Below are 18,520 nucleotides of genomic sequence, written 5' to 3' on the forward strand. Positions count from 1 at the left end.
AAAGGCCCCGCCATGGGGGCGGGACCGTCAGATAGAGCTTGTTTCAGTCGCTTACCTGAAAACGCTTGGCAGCCAGAGCGACAGGGCAGGGATGTAAGTCACGAGCAGCAATACTGCGATGCTGGCTCCGAAGAAAGGCCAGATTGTGCGCATCGCTTCACGTATCGTGATGCCGCCAACCGCGCAACTGACGAAGAGCACGGTTCCAACCGGCGGCGTGTTGAGGCCGATGCCGGCATTGAGGATCATGATGACGCCGAAATGGACCGGATCGATGCCGAAGGCCTTGACGACGGGGAGCAGGATCGGCGTCGAGATGATGACCATCGGCGCCATGTCCATGAACGTGCCGAGGACCAGCAGGATGACGTTGATCATCAGGAGAACGATGATCGGATTATCCGAAACCGCGCTGATCGCTGCGATGATCAGGGTCTGGACCTGCAGGAATGCCATCAACCAACCGAACGCGGCGGCGGTGCCGATGACCAGCAGTACCATGGCGGTGGTGCGCACGGCGCCCATGACGGCCTCGACGAAACCGTCCCAGTTCAGCTCGCGGTAGACGAGCATGGCGACCAGGAAGGCGTAGATGACGGCAATGCAGGAGCTTTCCGTTGCCGTGAACACGCCGGAGCGGACGCCGCCGAAGATGATGGCGATCAGAAGGATGCCGGGCAGCGAAGCCAGCAGGTAATAACCGACGCGGGCAAAGCCCGGGAAGGGGTCGGCCGGATAACCGCGTTTTACGGCGACCCACCAGGCTGTGATCATCAGCGCCCCGGCCAGCAACAGGCCGGGAACGATGCCGGCGGTGAAGAGGTCGGCGACGGAGACGTTGCCGCCCGCTGCGATCGAATAGAGGATCATGTTGTGCGAGGGCGGGATCATCAGCGCGATGATGGCGGCGTTGGCCGTCACGTTGACTGCATAGTCCCTGTCATAACCGCGCGCCGCCATCTGCGGGATCATCAGCCCGCCGACGGCCGACGCGTCCGCTACGGCCGAACCGGAAATGCCGCCGAACAGCGTCGAGGCGACGACGTTGACCTGGCCGAGACCACCGCGCATGTGGCCGACGAGGCCTGCGGCGAAGCGGATCAGCCTCTGCGCGATGCCGCCGCGCACCATCAGGTCGCCGGCGAAGATGAAGAACGGGATCGCCATCATGGCGAAGACGTTCATGCCGGAATTCAGCTGCTGGAAGACGACGATCGGCGGCAGGCCCATGTAGAGGACCGTCGCGAAGGAGGCGATGCCGAGGCAGAAGGCGATCGGCATGCCGACCAGCATGAGGAATGTGAACGAACCGAAAAGAATGGCGTAGGCCATTACGCAGCCTCCTGCACGAGTACGTCGGCAGCAACTTCCTCGCCGATGGCGACGTCAACGAAGCGCTCCAGAGCGAAAAGGGAGATCATGGCGCCGCCGACGATCATCGGGAAGAAGTCGGTGCCGCCCGGCCAGCCGAGAACGGGAATGGTGGCCGACCAGGTACCCATGGCCAGCAGCGTCGAATAATAGGCCATGCCGATGCCGAAGAGCACGATCAGGCCCAGGCTCAGGAGATCCATTGCCTTCTGGATTGCCGGCGGCATGACGTAGCGAACGATATCGAGCCCGAGATGCACGCTCTCACGCACGCCGACGGCGGCTCCGAGCATGATGAACCAGGACATCAGATAGAGCGACAGCGGCTCGGACCAGCTCGGCGAATCGTTGAGGACATAACGGCCGAACACTTGCCATCCGACGATGAGGGTCATGGCGATCATGCCGATGCCGGAGATATAAAGTGATATGCGGCTAAGCCCGCCCAGGTAGGGCTTTATGGCCAGCATGAATTTTCTCATGATCCTGTCCTCTTCGCGGCAGCAAAGCTGCCGGATATGCAAGAAAAAACCGGCCCTCTTGGCGAGGGCCGGTCTCCGGTCGGCTTACTTGACGGCCTGGATCTGTTCCAGCAGGGCCTTCTGCTTCGGATCGGTGACGAACTTGTCATAGACCGGCTTCATGACGGCCGAGAACTCGTCCTTGTTGACCTTGATAACGTTGGCACCACCGGCGCGAACCTTGGCTTCCGAGGACTTTTCGCGGGCAGTCCAGAGTTCGCGCATCTTGACGACCGAGTCCTTGGCGGCCTGGCGGAAGATCTTCTGGTCTTCCGGGGTCAGCTTGTCCCAGGAGATCTTGGACATGACCAGGATTTCCGGGTTCAGCGAATGTTCGGTCAGCGTATAGTTCTTGGCAATCTCGTAGTGGCGGGCCGATTCATAGGAAGGCCAGTTGTTTTCCGCGCCGTCGACCACGCCGGTTTCGAGCGAGGAATAGACTTCGCCCATCGGCATCGGCGTCGGGTTGGCGCCGAAGGCCTGCATCATGGCGATCCAGAGGTCCGACTGCTGGACGCGAATCTTCATGCCCTTCAGGTCGGCAAGCTTGGTGATCGGCTTCTTGGTCGTGTAGAAGGAGCGCGCGCCGGAGTCGTAATAGGCAAGGCCGACCAGGCCATGCGGTTCGAAGGCCTTCAGGATTTCGTCGCCGATCGGGCCGTCGACGACCTTGTGCATGTGTTCGGTCGAGCGGAACAGGAAGGGCAGGCCGAGAACGGTGGTCTGCGGCACGAGGTTGTTGAACGGCGCAGCATTGACGCGGTTCATATCGATGACGCCGAAACGGGTCTGCTCGATCGTGTCCTTTTCACCGCCCAGTACCGAGTTGTTCATCACCTGGATCTTGATGCGGCCGTTGGTGCGCTGGGAGACCAGCTCGCCCATGTATTTGACGGCATCAACGGTCGGATAACCGTCCGGATGGATGTCGGCGGAACGCAGGGTAACCTGTGCATTGGCGGCCGTCGCGCCGAGCGCGAGGCCGAAGGCAAGGCCGAGCAGTTTCGTGAGTTTCATGTTGTCCTCCTCTGTGTGAGCGCCGGAGCCTCCACGCCCCGGTCGTTGAATTTATCAGTCTTCCTCAGGCCTCCCGTGCCGTTTATCGGGCGGGCAGGCCGTAAAGTTCTTCGGGGTTTTTCACGAGCGCGAGCTCGCGTGCCGCATCGTCCGGGAGCCAGCCGAGCACGGTATCGGTCAGCGCCGCGTCATCCGGATAATCGGCCTGTTCGCGGGCGAGGTTATGCGGCCAGTTGGTGCCCCAGACGATGCGTTCCGGTGCATATCTGGCGATTTCCCGGGCGACCGCGGCGACATCGGCATAGTCCGGGCCGCCGGCCTTCGAGGATTCGTAGACGCCGGCGAACTTGAACCAGCACTTGCCGCCGTCGATGAGGCGCTTGACGGCGTCGACCTGCGGGCTATCGGGCGTGACGCCGGCGAAGAACTTGCCGTGGTGATCGAAGACCCAGCGGGACTTCAGGTTCTTCAGGCGTTCTTCGTGGTCGAGAATGTTGCTGCCGTCGAACTGGACGGCGACCATCCAGTTGCGGGACGCAGCCTTGGCGTCGACCGCTTCGAGTTCCGACAGGTTCACCGCGCCGCCCGGCAGGTCCATGATGCGGGCGCCGACATTGCCGGCTGCTACGAGGCTGTCCAGTTCGGCTTCCGACGTGGTGCTGTCGATCACGCAGACGCCGCGGGCAACCGAACCGAATTCCGCAAGGCAGGCGTTGAGATTCGAATTATCACGCTGCTGGGCATTGCCCTGGGTGACGATGACCCGATCGATGCCGATCCAGCGCATGAACTGGAGATACTGGGCCGGGGTCGGCAAATCTCCGGCCGGAAGGCCGGGGCCGCCGGGCAAAGAGGGAAAGCCCGGCAGATATGCATGCATCTGGGTGTCGACCGCCCCCTTGGGCAGCCTGGTCTTGGGCGGAGTGCCGGAAAGGGTGCGGACGAGCATCAGATGTCTCCCATGCGGAATTCTTTGAGCGCATCGCGGTTGATCTCGATGCCGAGGCCTGGGCCGTTCGGGATCTGCACCACGCCGCGCTCGTGTTCGATCGGGGTTTTGATCACCGCCTGACGGAACGGATTGTGGGTACGGTCGAATTCGAGGATCGGTTCGATCGGATTGACCCGAACCGGGCTCGGGATCATCGCCGCCATGAACTGCAGGGCGGCCGCGATGTGCACGCCGGTGCCCCAGACATGCGGCACGACGCGGATGCCGTGAAGGGCTGCCATGTCGGCAACGCGCTTGGCTTCGGTAAAGCCGCCGACGCCGGCAAGGTCGGGCTGCAGGATATCGACGGCGCGGGTTTCCACCGGCTCGCGCATGCCCCAGCGGCTGTGCCAGGTCTCGCCGCCGGCGACCGGGATCGGCTGGCGGGCGCGGACTTCGCGATAGGCAGCGAGCTGTTCCGGTACGACCGGTTCTTCGAACCAGTCGATGTTGAGTTCAGCAGCCGCCTGGCCGAACTTGATCGCCTCGATGGCGTCGTAACCATGGTTGGCGTCGACCATCAGCCGCATGTCGGGGCCGACGGCGTCGCGCACCGCGCGGATGACCCGCAGATCTTCCTCGACGCCGAAGCCGATCTTGATCTTGCTGGCGTGAAAACCCTGTTGCCAATAACCGGCGACGTCGGTCGCATTGTCTTCCACGCGATCGACGCCGTCGCGCTTGAAGCTGCCGGTCGCATAGGCCTTGACGCTCTCGCGGAAGCGTCCGCCGAGCAGGATCGAGACCGGAACGCCGAAATGCTTGCCCTTGATATCCCAAAGCGCGATGTCGATGCCGGACAGTGCCGTGACGGCGAGGCCGCGCTGGCCCTGGTCGCGCAGCGCATTATAGAGCCGCGCCCAGATCTTTTCGGTTTCCAGCGGATTTTCGCCGACCAGCCGGTTCGCATAGGCAGCGACCACGGCCGCATTCGGCCGGGCTGGGCCGAGGCATTCGCCCCAGCCGATCGTGCCGTCGTCGCACTCGATCTCGACGAGCACATGGGCGCGGCGATCGAAGCGCATCGAGGCGCTTTCGAAGGCGACGTCGAGCCTGTGTTCGAGGAGATGGGTGCAGACGGACGCGATCTTCATGGATTAGCGCTTCCAGGGGCCGATGAGCTTCAGGAGCATCTCTTCTTCTTCCGCCGTCAGGTCGTCGAGCGGCGGGCGCACCTTGCCGGCGTCGAAACCTTGCAGGCGCACACCGGCCTTGATGGCCGAGACAGCATAACCCTTGCGGCGATTGCGGATCGCCATGAAGGGATAGAAGAAGTCCTTGAGGATCTCCTCGCAGCGGGCTCGGTTGCCTGCGCGCAGCGACTTGTAGAAGTCGACCGCAAGGCCCGGCACGAAGTTGAACACCGCCGATGAATAGGTAGTGAAGCCGGCGCCGAGATAGGCTTCCGCGAAAAGTTCGGCGGTCGGCATACCGCCTAGATACATCAGCCGGTCGCCCATGGTAGCGGTGATCTGCCGGACAAGCCCGATATCGCCGCTGCCGTCCTTGAAGCCGATCAGGTTCGGGCACTCGTCGCAGAGGCGCTGCAGAGTATCGACCGACAGGATCGAGTTGTCGCGGTTATAGACCATGACGCCGATGCCGACCGACTGGCAGATGCGCTTCACATGCTGATAAAGACCTTCCTGCGGCGCATCGATCATGTAATGCGGCAGCAGCAGGATGCCATCGGCGCCGGCCTTTTCGACCGCGCGGGCCATTTCCACGCCGACATGGGTGCCGAAACCGCAGCCGGAGACGATCGCCGTCTTGCCGGCGGCTTCCTTGGCGGCCGACACGATGCCGGGGACTTCATTGGGGGACAGCGAGAAGAATTCGCCCGTGCCGCCGGCGGCAAACAGGACCGGTGCATCGAAGCCCGACAGCCATTCCACATGGCGGCGATAGCTTTCCGGCTGGAACTCGCCTTCCGCGTCGAAATGGGTGACGGGAAAGGACAGCAGGCCGGCACCAAGTGCAACCTTGATTTCTTCAGGCGTCATCATTCAGAAAATTCCTTTGTAAGCGTCTCCTCCAGACAAAAATTGTCGTACAGGTCGCCTCGACTTGTGTCAACAAGTCATCTTACAGATTCGCGCAGCTCCCGGAGGAGGGTGCGATAGCGCAGCTGCGCGCCCCGCAGATGCCGGCGCATGGCGTCGCGGGCACGGTCCTCGTCGCCGTCGGAAATCGCCACGACGATGGCGTTGTGCTCCTCGTCGAGCAGCTTGATATAGGCAGCCTGATCGGCCTCCGAATCGTCCGGGCGCAGGGCTGCGCGCGGGATCAGGCTGCGGCCGATCATGGTCAGGAATTCGCGGAAACGCGGATTGTTGGTGGCTTCGGCAATGGCAAGATGCAGCGCGAAATCCGCCTCACTGGTTGGTTTTGCGGCCTCGAGACAGGCGCGGACCGCATAATGGCGATCGAGAATGACCTCTTCCTGCGCGGGCGAGCGGCGAAGGGCGGCAAGTCCCGCGGCCTCGACTTCCACCGCGGTTCTAAGCTCCAGGAGCTCGATCATCGAGGATACGCGGGCAAGATCGATATTCGAGAGGGAGAGCATGACCGGCTGCACGTTGCGCGACGGCTCCAGCACGAAGACGCCGGCGCCCTGACGCGCTTCCACCAACCGGTCGGCGCGCAGCGATGCGATCGCCTCACGCACGACGGTGCGGCTGACGCCGTGCGCCTCGGTCAGCTGCGCTTCGCTCGGCAGGCGGGAGCCCGGCGGAAACTGGCCTGCCGCAATCGCCTGGCGCAGCGTTTCTCCGAGGCGGGAAACAAGCGTCCTCGATCCCTTGCCGGTATCGAGTCTGGTTTCAACGCTCATTCGTTCCTCCCTGCGCAGCGGCGCATCACAATATCGTGTCAACCCATATGTCAAGTCGAGCGCCGCTCCGAACCGCTCCAACTTATTGACCAGGTTTCGTCAACATGTATGATAAGTGTCGACGCTTGTCACGAATAAGTTGGCCGACAGACCGGCCATCACTGGATTGCCGCGGCCAATGCGCCGCTTTCGGAGGATGATTTCTTGAAAAGACTTTTGATCACCGGTGCCGGCGGCGGCCTCGGACGCGCCATGCGCTCGCGTCTCGCCGGTTTTGCCGAAACGCTTCGCCTCTCCGATATCGTCGATCTCGGCCCAGCCGGTCCCAATGAGGAAACGGTTGTCTGCGACCTCGGAGATGCCGACGCCGTCATGAAGCTGGTCGAAGGCTGCGACGGTATCCTGCATCTCGGCGGGGTTTCGGTCGAGGACAAGTTTTCGAAGATACTCAACGCCAACCTGCTCGGCCTCTACAATCTCTATGAAGCCGCCCGCGCGCATGGCCAGCCGCGCATCCTGTTCGCCAGCTCCAACCATGTGGTCGGTTTCTACCGCCAGGACGAGCACATCGACGTCAAGGCTCCGATGAAGCCGGATGGTCTCTACGGCGTTTCGAAATGTTTCGGCGAGGCGCTGGCGCGCATGTATTTCGAGAAATTCGGTCAGGAGACGGCGCTCGTCAGGATCGGCAGCTGCTTCGAAAAGCCGATCAACCACCGCATGCTGTCCGGCTGGATGTCCTATGACGACTTCGCCTCCCTGATCGACTGCGTCTTTCGCGCGCCCATGCTCGGCTGCCCGATCATCTGGGGCATTTCTGACAATGACAGCAAATGGTGGGACAATTCCCACGCGTCCTATCTCGGCTGGAAGCCCAAGGACAATGCCGAACGCTTCCGCGCCGAGCTTGATGCCAAGGGGCGTCCGGAACCGGCGTCCCCGGCCGCTGTCTACCAGGGCGGCATGTTCACACAGGACCCGATCTTCGCCGAGGACTGAGCCCGCAAGGCCGGTTCTTGTTTCCGCCTTTTAGGCCCACCACATCAGCTTCTTCTGCAACCTTCCCTTTTCCGGGAAGGTGTTTCCGGAGTTCTTGTGATGGGATTTATCGATATCAATCCTCCCGTCCCCGAAGATAGCGTGCTTCTCGACGCCTATTCGGAGACGGTTGCCGGCGCGGTCGACCGCGTCGGTCCCGCCGTCAGCCGCATCGAGCGGCTCGGCGGCGTTGCTGGCCAAGGCGGCCACGGATCGGGCTTTGCGATTTCGCCAGACGGCCTGATCATCACCAACCACCACGTCGTTTCCGACGCCAAGACCGTCCGTATCCGCAGTGCCAATGGTGCTGTCGGGCAGGGCGCCGTGCTCGGCCGCGATGCCGACACGGATATCGCGCTGGTGCGTGCCGACATGGACGTGCAGGCCTGGGCACGGCTCGGCGATTCCCAGAAACTGCGGCGTGGCCATATCGCCATCGCGATCGGCAACCCGCTCGGTTTCGACTGGTCGGTGACATCAGGCGTCGTCTCGGCTTTGGGTCGCTCGATGCGGTCGTCCACCGGGCGGTTGATCGACGACGTGGTGCAGACCGATGCGGCTCTTAACCCGGGCAATTCCGGCGGGCCGCTGGTATCGGCCTCGGGCGAGGTGGTCGGCGTCAATACGGCGGTCATCCGCGGCGCACAGGGCATCGCCTTTGCGGTTGCCTCCAACACGGCCAATTTCGTCGTCTCGGAGATCCTGCGCTTCGGCCATGTGCGGCGTGCCTTCATCGGTATCGTCGTCGATACGACCGCTCTACCGCGCCGCGTCGCGGTGAAGGCCGGCATGTTGCAGGAGACGACGGTGCGCATTCGCCGCATCGATCCCGGCAGCCCGGCCGACCAGGCGGGGTTGAAGGAGGGCGATTTCATCCTGGCCATCGACGGCCAGCCCGTCGGTGGCGCCGATGATCTGATCCGTCTGCTGGACGGGACGCGGATCGGCAAGGAGACGCTGATCTCCGTCTACGACCTCGACTCGCGGATCGTCGACCGCGTGCTGGTCCCAGCCGCACGGCCGCAGAGCTGAGCATGCTGTTTCTCTTCAGGTCCTCGTCCTCGAGGTCCTAAGCCAGCCGGTAGCGAAGTCTTTCCCGTGCGGTTTCATCGAGGCCGAGCGAAGAGAGATAGGCCTCGATACCGCCGTGGCGATAGCGGATATGGTCCAGTGCCTGCCGCATGCTGCGCGGCTCCGAGGCAAGAACGATATCGACCAGCTCGGGCGAGGTGCCGCGGCCGAGGGCGCGATCCCTGAGGGTCGCGATCAGTGGACCGGAGATCGTCGCCGTCAGGGCGTAATCCTCGATAATGGTCATCTCATCGACGCCGGCATTGGCGAGCAGCAAGGCCGAGATCACGCCGGTGCGGTCCTTGCCGGCGCTGCAATGGAAGAGCACCGCTCCATCAGGCGCGTCGGCAATGCTCTTCAGGACTTCGGCAATTGCCGGCTGGCAGTCGTCGATCGCCTGGCAATAACGGTCGCCCATGTCGAAGCTCAACACGGCATTCGCCATCATCTCCACCGGCGCCAGCGCCGAAAACAGCGGCGTGTTGTGGTAGCGCACTTCGGCATGACCCGCGAACGGGTTGGCTTCGGCGGCGATCTCGTGGGCATTGCGCAGGTCGATGACGGTGGCCAGCCCATTGTCCAGCAAGGTTTCGATATCGGCCTCGCTCAGGCGATGCAATGCGTCGCCGCGCAGGATCGAGCGCCAGCGGGTCAGGCCGCCATGTGCGGTCTGGTAACCGCCGAGGTCGCGGACATTGTGGGCGCCTTCCAGCGCGATCAGGCGTTCATGCGCGTTTTCTGGGGCAAACATATCAGCGGATTCCGGATTTCATGAAGGATTCGATGACGTGGCGCTGCAGCACCAGGTAGATGATCAGGATCGGCAGGCTGGCGAGTGCGGCGGCCGCCATCAGCGGCCCCCAGAGATTGCCCTCCTGGGTCATGAACATCTGCAGGCCGATCTGGACGACCGAATTCTCCGGCTTGCGCGAGAGCAGCAGCGGCCAGAAATACTCGTTCCAGGCGGAGATGAAGGCGATGATCGACAGGGAGGCGATCGGAGCGCCCATGTTCGGCACCACGATCTGCCAGAGGATCTTCCAGCTTCTGGCTCCGTCGATGCGCGCCGCTTCGAGGATCTCGGTCGGGAAGGAGCGCATCGCGTTATAGAGGAGCAGGATCGCGAAGGCATGCGCCGCATTCGGCACGATGAGACCGGTGAGCGTATCCAGGAGGCCGAGCCGTGAGGCAAGCACGTAGTTGGGGATCATCGTGACCTGGAACGGCACCAGCCAGGAGAGCGCGATAAGGCCGTGGATGACACCGGAGAGCCGCATGCGCCAGCGCACTAGCGCATAGGCCGCGAACAGGCCGGTCACGACCTGCAGCAGGGCGGTCGCCGCGGATACGATCGTGGTGTTGACCAGCATGCCGATCATCGGAATGCGGGTCAGCACGAAGACATAGTTTTCGAGCGACGGGTTGGACGGCCAGAGCGAGGTGGAAAAGATCTCGTTTTCCGGCCGGAGCGAGGTGACGATCATCCAGTAGATCGGAAAGATCGACAGGAAGGACAGGAGGATCATCACCGCATGCACCGCAAGCCGGCGGGCGCCACCGGACTTGGCACCCTTAGACGCGAGTGAGGCGAGATCGGGTGAAACGTCAGTTGTCATAGATCGCAAACCTCTTGGTCAGCCACATGCATCCCGCCGCGATGACCGCAAAACCGGCAAAGGCGATCATGCCGGCCGCCGAGCTCCAGCCGGCGGACATGGTCTGGAAACCGTATTCCCAGAGCAGGTAGAAGATGTTGGTGGTCGCTTTCAGCGGGCCGCCATTGGTCAGCACGTTGATATAGGCAAAACTCCACTGCGCCCCGAACAGGATTGTCATCATCGATAGAAGCAGGATGGTCGGCGAAAGCAACGGCAGTCTTATATCGCGGATGATCCCCCAGCGGCTGGCGCCGTCGATGCGCGCCGCCTCGATATAGGAGGGATTGATGCCGGCATTGGCGGCGGAAAATAACAGGGTGGAAAAGCCGATCAGCTTCCAGCCGGTGATCCAGGTCAGCGTGGCGAGCGCGTAGTTCGGGTCGGTCAGGAAGCCGATGCGGCCGAGACCGATCGTCTCCAGGCCGAGGGTGATCAGCCCCTGATCCTCGTTGAGCAGCCAGCGCCAGAGGATGGCGGCGACCACGGGCGCCACGATCATCGGCACGAAGATCAGCGCACGGTAGATGGTCCGGGCGCGGCCTTCGAGGTCCTGGGTCCAGATCGCCACGAAAAGGGGAATGATCACCGACATCGGGAAGAGGCCGAGAATGTAGAAAAGCGTGTTCCAGAGCGCGGCGCGCATCTCCGGCAGGGCGAACAGGCGCTGGTAGTTGGTGAGGCCGACATAGCGCTGCGGCGCGGTCGGCAGCATGTTCCATTGGTAAAAGGAGAGTTGGAAGGCCTCGACGAGCGGCACATAGGTCCACATCATCAGAAGGCAGAGCGCCGGCGCGAGATAGAGCCAGGGCTGGACGGTGAACGTGCCGCGCTGGCGGGCAGCCGTAGGCGCTCGGGCAAGGATGAGCGGTCTTGCGAGATCGGCCTGGATATCGGTCATGGAATTTTCCCCCGAAAGGACCCCGAGAGGGCAACGACGCCGGACGGGAAAGCGAGACCCGCCCGGCATCTCCTCGTAACGGTTACGGCATCAGGTCCTGGCCCTGATCCTGGGCGGCTTTCAGCGTGGCGATCGAATCGCCCTTGCCAAAGACGGCTTCGCGTACCGAGTCCATCATCATCTTCTCGACCTGCCGGTAGTTGGGGCCGGGGAAGGCAACGTTGGCGGTGAGGCGGTTCAGCTGTTCCAGGTTGGCGCGGAACATCGGGTTCTCCTTGACCCAGGGGCCGAGGTAATTCGGGTCGTCGACGATATCGAGACGCAGCGGCAGGTAACCGATCTTGCTGGTGATGATCGTGTAGGCTTCCTTGCTCGTCAGGTATTTGAGGAGCTCGTAGGCCGCACGCTGCTTGGCTGGATCCTTGCTGAAGACGAACAGGGCGCTGCCGGAATTGGTCGGAGCGGTCGGCTTTTCGCCGAAGGACGGCATAGGGGCGATACGCAGGTCGAATTTGCCCTGGGCGGCCTTCTTGTAGGAGCCAAGCACCGCAGTCGTATAGACGAACATGCCGAGATTGCCGGCCGCAAACGTGTCCGAGCCGCTGGCCGGGTCGATCCTGGCGTGGGCGCCGCTATCGACCATGTCGCGCAGCATCTTGACCGCCTCGGCAGCATTCTTGTCCGCGTAAGTGAGCTTGTTGCCGTCGCGCACCTTGCCGCCGTTCGACATGACGATCGCCTGGTAGACGAAGGTGCCGTCGCTCGGGCCGTAGGCGCCCGGGAAGAAGCCGTTCTTGCCGGTCTTTTCCTTGATCGCCTTGCCGGTGATGTTGACGTCGGCCCAGGTCTTCGGAGGGTTGTTCGGGTCCAGACCTGCCTGCTTGAAGAGGTCGCCGTTGTAATAGAGGACAGGCGTCGAGAAGGTGTAGGCGAGACCATAGGTCTTGCCGTCGACCTTGCCGAGTTCGAGACCCTTGGGGATCATGCCGGCGAGATGCTCTTTCAGTTCCGCCGGCTTCACCATGTCCTCGAGCGCATTGCCGCCGAGGTCGCTGGCGACGAAGATCAGGTCGCGGAAGGTCAGCTGGGCGACGTCCGGCTGCTTGCCGGCGACGATATCGGCCTGAACGCGGTTGATGATCTCGTTCGACGGTACCGCGATCGTCTCGACCTTCACGTTCGGGAATTTCTTCTCGAAACCGGCAATCAGTTCCCTGGTGGCCTCGGAGCCGATGCCGGCGGACGCGAGGTTGTAGTTGTAGAAGCTGATCGTGACCGGCTTGTCGACGGTTGCTGGCATTTCGGCGAGGGCGCCGACCGGGAGGCCAAGAGGCAAGATCGAGGCGGCGGTGAGTGTTGCCATCAGCTTGAGCGTGGTTCTGCGCAGCATTTGTGTGTCTCCGGGTGAGGGTTATTCAGCGGCGACGGGCATTGCCCGGGCCATCAGAAGTTCCAGCGGATAGGTATTGAGTTCGGCGCGGTCGGACGGCAGCGGCACGAAGGCCATGGTGAGGCCGGACGGGCGGATGGTGCCGATGCCGAAGGACGTACCGCGCACCATGCGCAGGATGTCCGTGCGCAGGATATCGGTCGCGGCGTGCTGGCCGGTGCCGACCACCACCGGGATGCCATGCCAGACCGAGACGCGGTCGTGATGGATATGGCCGCTGAGGATGCCGATGATGTTGCGGCCCTTCAGCAGTTCGCGGAAACGTTCCGACTGCGGGAAGTGGATCGTCCGCCAATGGGCGGCATCCGCTTCCTCGCCGAGCGCCGGCGGGTGGTGGACGACGATCAGCTTCGGCAGGTCGGGATGGCTGTCGAGCGTCGAGGCGAGCCAGTCGAACTGTTCGGGATCGATCGTGCCGCCGATCAGGCCGGGCGTCGTCGAGTCGATGGTGACGATGTGGATGCCCTCGATGATCGCGTCGTGGTCGTAGGGTGCATCCGGATCATGCGTCTCGATGCCCATGCCCTCGTAGAAGCCGGGGCGGGTGTCGTGATTGCCGAGCGCATAGATGACAGGAACATCGATCCTGGCGTCGATAATGTCCTTCAGCCGACGAAAACTTTCCGCATCGCCGCGATTGGTGAGATCGCCGCTGGCGATGACGAATTGCGGCTTCGGCGTCACGGTCGCGACGAGATCGAGCACCTGATGCAGCGTCTCGGTCGTGTCGCTGTGCAGATGGCTGTCGTCGGCGGTGCCGATGTGCAGGTCGGTCAGATGGATGAATGTCGTTTCGCGTCGCACCGGATGCCTCCATGGAAGACGGTTTCGTCAGGAGGACCGTTAGAAGGGGTTTGTTTCCTGCTCGTGACGGATTTCGAATGCCGTTCGAAACCGGTTCAGCGGCGAAACATCGGCGCGATCACCTCGACCATGCGGGCGATGACGATGCCCGGATCATCGAGGTCGATGCCGTAATTGGTCAGCACTTCGGTGCGCGACCGGGAGCGGGTGACCTGCGAGCGGATGCCGAGCGCGCAATTGAGCCGCCAGCCGATATCGACCTCGTCGAGCCAGGGCGCGATCCGCTTCAAATGCGGGACGAAAGCTCGGTGATGTTCGACGTTATCGATGATGCGGCGGTAGTGCGGTGCGCGTTCCCGGTGGGTCTTCGCCATCGAGGTGAAATGCGACAGGACCGGATAGCTGGAGGTCGGGTCGAGGCTCCAGCGGATCGAGGGACCGACCAGAGCTGCAATGACTTCATCGAGATCGGGCGGATCGGGCGCCCGCCGGTCGACGGCCTTGCGGAGCAGGCTCAACCGTTCTGCATTGAGCCGCCGATAGACACGCTCTGCGACCGCTGCGACCAGTTCTTCCTGCGAGCCGAAATGGTAGCTGATGGCGGAGGGCGTCGCATGTGCCTCGATGGCGATCCGCCGGGCGGTCAGATCCTCGAAAGCCTCGGCTTCGCAAAGCAGATGCTCGCAGGCATCCATGAGCCTCATGGCTGTAAGATTGGCGCGGCCGTGCATGAACTCACCCTCGACCACCGCAATCTAGGTAGATTTTGTGTAGGGCGGATGACAGCAGGCGGCCGATTAGGCCAAGTCCACGCGGGCCGTTTCCTTGTCGAGCGGCCGGGCGAAAGGCACGGGCCAGCTGTCCCTTTCGTCATCTCCATCCTCGCCGTCCCGGAACTCGTCCATGCGGTGCTTGATGGCCAGTGCGTAGATCGTATCCAGAATGTTCCGGTCACGCAGGTGCGGATCGCTCAACCCGAGGAGGGCCGCCCTGACGATCTTCTTGCTCGACGTCTTCGGGCAACGTTTGGTGACAAATTTGAACAATGCCTCGTCGGTCAGACCTTCCATGGCACCGTCGACCAGCGCCTCGTAGACCTTTCGCTTTTCTCCCATTGAACTCTCCAGCACCAAATCAGAACGTCTTGTCACGCAACTGTCATCATTCATTTCGAGGGAAATATGGCAAGGGGCTGGAACCAAAGTTGTAATGTATAGCGTTCACTGAAACATATCTGGCCAGTTGAAACTGCGGCGTCGTCTCCCTAGTTTCGCGGCGATCGAAGCGGGAGGGAACGGGTGAGGATAGGTGCAGGAATTCTCCGGGCGATGATTTGTCTCGTCCTGGTGCCGATAAATGTATCGGCGCAGAGCCAATGGCAGCCGGTGGAGCAGATTCAGACCTATCCCGTGACCGGTGATTCCGGCGTCGATCTCTACGCTTCCATCGGACAGCGCGGCCCCAAGATCGGCAAGGAAGTGCGCGCCATCGCCCACACCAATTTCAAGCTGACCTGGACCCGCGATTACCGACCTCAGACTGATGGCGCCTGCACGCTCGTTTCGGCGCGGCCGAAGCTGATCATCACCTACACGCTGCCAAAACCCGCATCGGCGCTTGCTCCCGATCTGAAGAAGAAATGGGATGTCTTCATTGCCGGCGTCTACAAGCACGAACTGGTCCACGGCGTCATGATCATCGACATGGTGAAGGAGATCGAGCGGGTGAGCGTGGGTCTCAGCGTCGCCAACGACCCGAAATGCACGAAAATCAGGACGGAACTGACGGCCAAGCTCGGCGAGATTTCGAAGGCGCAGCAGAAGCGCAGCAACGACTACGATCGGATGGAGATGAGCGAGGGCGGCAATGTCCACCAGCTCATTCTCCAATTCGTGAACGGCGCCGGTAAATAGGGCGCCGCCTGCATTGCTTCATCTGCAGTTTACCGGATCGCGGCGGCTCACCTATCTCCTGCGCATGACATTGACGACGAGCACGCCGACGATCGCCATGATGCCGCCGATCGCGCCGATCAGCGTGGGCACTTCGCCGAGCCAGAGGAAACCGATCAGGGTTGCGGTCGGAGGAACGCCGTAAAGGAAATTGGAGGCTCGGGCTGCCGACAGGCGCTTCAGGGCTATTGCCCAGGTGACGTAACCGATCACCGTCGGGAAGAGCACGAGATAGGCGATGCCCCAGTTCACCTCGGCAGGGGCGGCTGCGAGCGCCTGCAGGGCCGACGGTACGGCCGGCAACAGCGGAACGGAGCCGATCAGCATCAGCCAGGCTGTGACCGCCAATGCGGGCATACGGCCGAGGATCGGCTTCTGCAGCACGCTGGCAATCGCGGAGCAGAGGGCGGCGCCAAGGATGAGGATCGCGTTCGGATCGAGATCGAAGCCATCCTCGCCGGAGGCTGCAATCAGCGCCACGCCGGCAAAGGAGATCGCCGTTCCGACCCAGCCCCAGCGGCCGAACCGCTCGCCGAGCGCGAAAATGGCGATCAGTGCGGTGAAGACCGGCATGGTGTTGATGATGAAGCTCGCCGGGCCTGCCGCCACCGTTCGTTCGCCCATGTTGAGGAGAACGGCATAGGCGGCGATGAAGAGCACTGCCGCGACGACGAGGCGGAGGATATCGCCCTTGGCTGGAAGAGCCGGCCGGGCAACTGCGAGATAGACGACCGCGATCAAGGCGGCCGGAACATACCGAGCCGTGGCGAGCTCGATCGGCGTCAGCGGCCCGAGCGCGATACGGATCACGGCGAAGGACGAGGCCCAGAAAACGATAGTCACCAGGATCGCCAGGAAGGCGATCACATCAAATCCCTGTTTTTCATTCGTTCCAGTGCTCATGGCGACCGTGCTCATCTCTTTCTCCCTCAAACTTGAAGTCTGGCAAAACTTGAAGTCAGATTTAGCGCCTCTCATCCATGCTTGAAAAGCAACGCAATCGATGATCATATGTGCGTATGGTTCACAGCTCGCAGACCTTGCCACCACTTGATACGCTCGAGACATTCGCGCGCGCCGCGCGTCTCGGATCGTTTTCGGCAGCAGCGGAAGAGGGCGGCGTCACCCATGGTGCTGTCTCCCGGCAGATATCCCGGCTGGAGCGCTGGATGGGCGTGCGGCTTTTCTCCCGCGAGGCCCGCGGCGTAACGCTGACACCGGAAGGCACACGGTTTTTCGCCCGCGCTGAGGAAGCGTTGGCCCTGCTCGGGGATACGGACGAGCGGTGGCTGCCCCGCCGCAACAAGGCGGTCGTCCGGCTTTCGGTGACGCCGTCGGTCGCCTCGCTCTGGCTGTTCTCGCGGATGCCGAAGCTGGAGGCCAGCGATATCCACCTGGAAGTGATCCTGGAACATCGGCTGGCGGACTTCAGCGAGGGCATCGACCTGGCGATCCGTTGCGGCAAGGGGCCATGGGCCGGCGTGCGCAGCCTGCCGCTCTGGCAGGAGAAACTCGTGCCGATCGCCGCTCCGGCGGTGGCCGAGCGTCTCGGCGGACGCACCGATGCAAAATCACTGCTCGAACTGCCGATCCTGCACGATTCCAATGTCGAGGCCTGGCGGCGCTGGCTGGCCGTCGAGAGCGTCGATTACGTGCCGCGCGGGCAGGACCGGCGGTTCGAGGATTATAACCTGGTGATCGACGCCTGCGCGCATGGCCTCGGCATCGCGCTCGCCCGGCCCCCGCTTGCCGACGCCGCGCTTGCCTCCGGCAGGGTCGTCGCCGTGTCCGACAGGACCATCGATCACCACGTCGCCTTTCACCTGATCCGCCCGAACGACGCGATGAAAGCTTCTGCCGCCGAGTTTGCCCGGCGCTTCCTGCAGGAGGCCGGGTTCGACGAGACGGCGATCGCAGCCTTCATCGCGCCGGGACGGGGAAAGGGATAAACCTAGGCACCTACCGCATGCACTGAATACCGCCGATATCGGTAATCTGCTCAGCTTGGGTTGGAGGGCTCACTCGCCGCCATTCTCCCTGGCGAAGCGGGCGATATCGGCATGGGTGGCGAACCAGACGCCCTCGTGGCCCTGGATGTGCCTGATCAGATCCTCCAGCACGAAGATGCGCGAGCGGTAACCGGACACATGCGGATGCATGGTCAAAAGGAACAGCCCGCCTTCGATATAGGCGCGGTCGAACTCCCGCTTGAAGATGTCGAGCACGGAGGTCGGCGGGGTGTAAGGGCGGAGCGCGGTAAACCGGTTCATATTGAAATAGACCGCATCGTCGCGGATCCACTCGACCGGCAGTTCGACCATGCCGGTCGGCTCGCCGTCCTCGACCAGTTCGTACGGGTCGTCATCGGCCATCAGCGAGGAATCGTAGATCAGCCCGAGCTCGCGCTCGATCTTCAGCGTCTCATAGGAAAAGTCCCAGGAGGGCGTGCGCATGCCGACCGGGCGGATGCCGGTGATCTTTTCGAGCGTGTCGGCGGCGCGGAAATGCAATTCCCGTTCCTTGTCGGCGGGCACCTTGGTGTTCACCTCGTGAATCCAGCCGTGCAGGCCGATTTCGTGGCCTTCGGCGATGACGCGCCGCTGTTCGTCGGGATAGAGGAGGGCCGCGACCGCCGGCACGAAGAAGGTCGCCGGGACATCGGCATTCTTCAGCGTTTCGAGGATGCGCGGCACGCCCATGCGGTTGCCGTATTGCCCCTGGGACATGCGGCCGATCGATTCACCGCCGTCGCGAAGTTCGTTGGTCTCATGGTCGCTGTCGAAGGAAAGGGCGACAGCGCAGCGCGCGCCGTCCTTCCAGGCTTTCGGTTTCAGCGAACGGCCGGCGCGCACCTTGTTGACCTTGCCGCGCCACATGGCCTCGTCCCACTCCCAGGGTTCCATATCCCGTTCTCCC

Annotated in this window: 20 protein-coding genes; 4 read left to right on the forward strand and 16 right to left on the reverse strand. The window is 62.7% G+C overall.

All coding sequences use genetic code 11. From position 1 onward, the window contains the following. Positions 1–51: 51 nt before the first annotated feature. The 7 genes from C5J24_RS02760 to C5J24_RS02790 form a co-directional block, all read right to left on the reverse strand. A complete protein-coding gene (locus C5J24_RS02760; protein WP_105415413.1) occupies positions 52–1,332 on the reverse strand; it encodes a TRAP transporter large permease in 1,281 nt (426 codons plus the stop codon). Further along, positions 1,332–1,853, reverse strand: a complete 522-nt coding sequence (locus tag C5J24_RS02765) for a TRAP transporter small permease (protein ID WP_105416586.1) — start codon at positions 1,851–1,853, stop codon at positions 1,332–1,334. The genes C5J24_RS02760 and C5J24_RS02765 overlap by 1 nt, the downstream gene beginning before the upstream one ends. A gap of 84 nt (positions 1,854–1,937) precedes the next feature. Further along, entirely contained in the window at positions 1,938–2,909 is a 972-nt protein-coding gene (locus C5J24_RS02770) for a TRAP transporter substrate-binding protein (RefSeq protein WP_046668627.1), read from the reverse strand. Positions 2,910–2,991: 82 nt separating this feature from the next. After that, on the reverse strand, positions 2,992–3,858 hold the full coding sequence (locus C5J24_RS02775; RefSeq protein WP_105415415.1) for an amidohydrolase family protein: 867 nt from the start codon (positions 3,856–3,858) through the stop codon (positions 2,992–2,994). Then, entirely contained in the window at positions 3,858–4,994 is a 1,137-nt protein-coding gene (locus tag C5J24_RS02780; RefSeq protein ID WP_105415417.1) for a mandelate racemase/muconate lactonizing enzyme family protein, read from the reverse strand. The genes C5J24_RS02775 and C5J24_RS02780 overlap by 1 nt, the downstream gene beginning before the upstream one ends. A gap of 3 nt (positions 4,995–4,997) precedes the next feature. Beyond that, entirely contained in the window at positions 4,998–5,903 is a 906-nt protein-coding gene (kdgD, locus tag C5J24_RS02785; protein ID WP_105416588.1) for a 5-dehydro-4-deoxyglucarate dehydratase, read from the reverse strand. 77 nt (positions 5,904–5,980) lie between these two features. Beyond that, positions 5,981–6,733 (reverse strand): FadR/GntR family transcriptional regulator, encoded by a 753-nt coding sequence (locus tag C5J24_RS02790; protein ID WP_105415419.1) that lies wholly within the window; start codon positions 6,731–6,733, stop codon positions 5,981–5,983. 204 nt (positions 6,734–6,937) lie between these two features. Between C5J24_RS02790 and C5J24_RS02795 the strand changes: the two genes are divergently transcribed. Both C5J24_RS02795 and C5J24_RS02800 read left to right on the forward strand, forming a co-directional pair. Continuing rightward, on the forward strand, positions 6,938–7,732 hold the full coding sequence (locus tag C5J24_RS02795) for an NAD(P)-dependent oxidoreductase (protein WP_105415421.1): 795 nt from the start codon (positions 6,938–6,940) through the stop codon (positions 7,730–7,732). 99 nt (positions 7,733–7,831) lie between these two features. After that, positions 7,832–8,803: a S1C family serine protease gene (locus C5J24_RS02800; RefSeq protein ID WP_105415423.1), complete on the forward strand. Its 972-nt coding sequence runs from the start codon at positions 7,832–7,834 to the stop codon at positions 8,801–8,803. A gap of 37 nt (positions 8,804–8,840) precedes the next feature. Here the strand turns inward: C5J24_RS02800 and C5J24_RS02805 are convergent, their stop codons facing one another. From C5J24_RS02805 to C5J24_RS02835, 7 genes are all read right to left on the reverse strand, one after another. Further along, positions 8,841–9,593, reverse strand: a complete 753-nt coding sequence (locus tag C5J24_RS02805; protein WP_105415425.1) for a tyrosine-protein phosphatase — start codon at positions 9,591–9,593, stop codon at positions 8,841–8,843. A gap of 1 nt (position 9,594) precedes the next feature. Further along, on the reverse strand, positions 9,595–10,458 hold the full coding sequence (locus tag C5J24_RS02810) for a carbohydrate ABC transporter permease (protein WP_105415427.1): 864 nt from the start codon (positions 10,456–10,458) through the stop codon (positions 9,595–9,597). After that, positions 10,448–11,398, reverse strand: a complete 951-nt coding sequence (locus tag C5J24_RS02815; protein WP_105415429.1) for a carbohydrate ABC transporter permease — start codon at positions 11,396–11,398, stop codon at positions 10,448–10,450. The genes C5J24_RS02810 and C5J24_RS02815 overlap by 11 nt, the downstream gene beginning before the upstream one ends. Positions 11,399–11,480: 82 nt before the next feature. Then, the gene (locus tag C5J24_RS02820; protein ID WP_105415431.1) at positions 11,481–12,788 is read right to left on the reverse strand and encodes an ABC transporter substrate-binding protein; all 1,308 of its coding nucleotides are present in this window, start codon (positions 12,786–12,788) and stop codon (positions 11,481–11,483) included. A 21-nt stretch (positions 12,789–12,809) separates the two neighbouring features. Further along, entirely contained in the window at positions 12,810–13,652 is an 843-nt protein-coding gene (locus tag C5J24_RS02825) for a metallophosphoesterase (RefSeq protein ID WP_105415433.1), read from the reverse strand. Positions 13,653–13,747: 95 nt separating this feature from the next. Further along, complete coding sequence (locus C5J24_RS02830) at positions 13,748–14,383, reverse strand: TetR family transcriptional regulator (RefSeq protein ID WP_105415435.1); 636 nt, start codon at positions 14,381–14,383, stop codon at positions 13,748–13,750. A gap of 66 nt (positions 14,384–14,449) precedes the next feature. Beyond that, positions 14,450–14,767 (reverse strand): hypothetical protein, encoded by a 318-nt coding sequence (locus C5J24_RS02835; RefSeq protein ID WP_105415437.1) that lies wholly within the window; start codon positions 14,765–14,767, stop codon positions 14,450–14,452. Positions 14,768–14,980: 213 nt separating this feature from the next. On the opposite strand from C5J24_RS02835, the gene C5J24_RS02840 reads away from it, so the two are divergent. After that, positions 14,981–15,565, forward strand: a complete 585-nt coding sequence (locus C5J24_RS02840) for a DUF922 domain-containing Zn-dependent protease (protein WP_172723829.1) — start codon at positions 14,981–14,983, stop codon at positions 15,563–15,565. Positions 15,566–15,616: 51 nt separating this feature from the next. On the opposite strand, the gene C5J24_RS02845 is transcribed toward C5J24_RS02840, so the two are convergent. Beyond that, entirely contained in the window at positions 15,617–16,522 is a 906-nt protein-coding gene (locus tag C5J24_RS02845) for a DMT family transporter (protein ID WP_245446496.1), read from the reverse strand. 101 nt (positions 16,523–16,623) lie between these two features. On the opposite strand from C5J24_RS02845, the gene C5J24_RS02850 reads away from it, so the two are divergent. Then, entirely contained in the window at positions 16,624–17,553 is a 930-nt protein-coding gene (locus tag C5J24_RS02850) for a LysR substrate-binding domain-containing protein (RefSeq protein ID WP_105400669.1), read from the forward strand. A gap of 69 nt (positions 17,554–17,622) precedes the next feature. On the opposite strand, the gene C5J24_RS02855 is transcribed toward C5J24_RS02850, so the two are convergent. Then, on the reverse strand, positions 17,623–18,507 hold the full coding sequence (locus C5J24_RS02855; protein WP_105415441.1) for a polysaccharide deacetylase: 885 nt from the start codon (positions 18,505–18,507) through the stop codon (positions 17,623–17,625). Positions 18,508–18,520 lie beyond the last annotated feature (13 nt).

It is taken from the genome of Neorhizobium sp. T25_27, assembly GCF_002968565.1.
Lineage (GTDB): Bacteria > Pseudomonadota > Alphaproteobacteria > Rhizobiales > Rhizobiaceae > Neorhizobium > Neorhizobium tomejilense.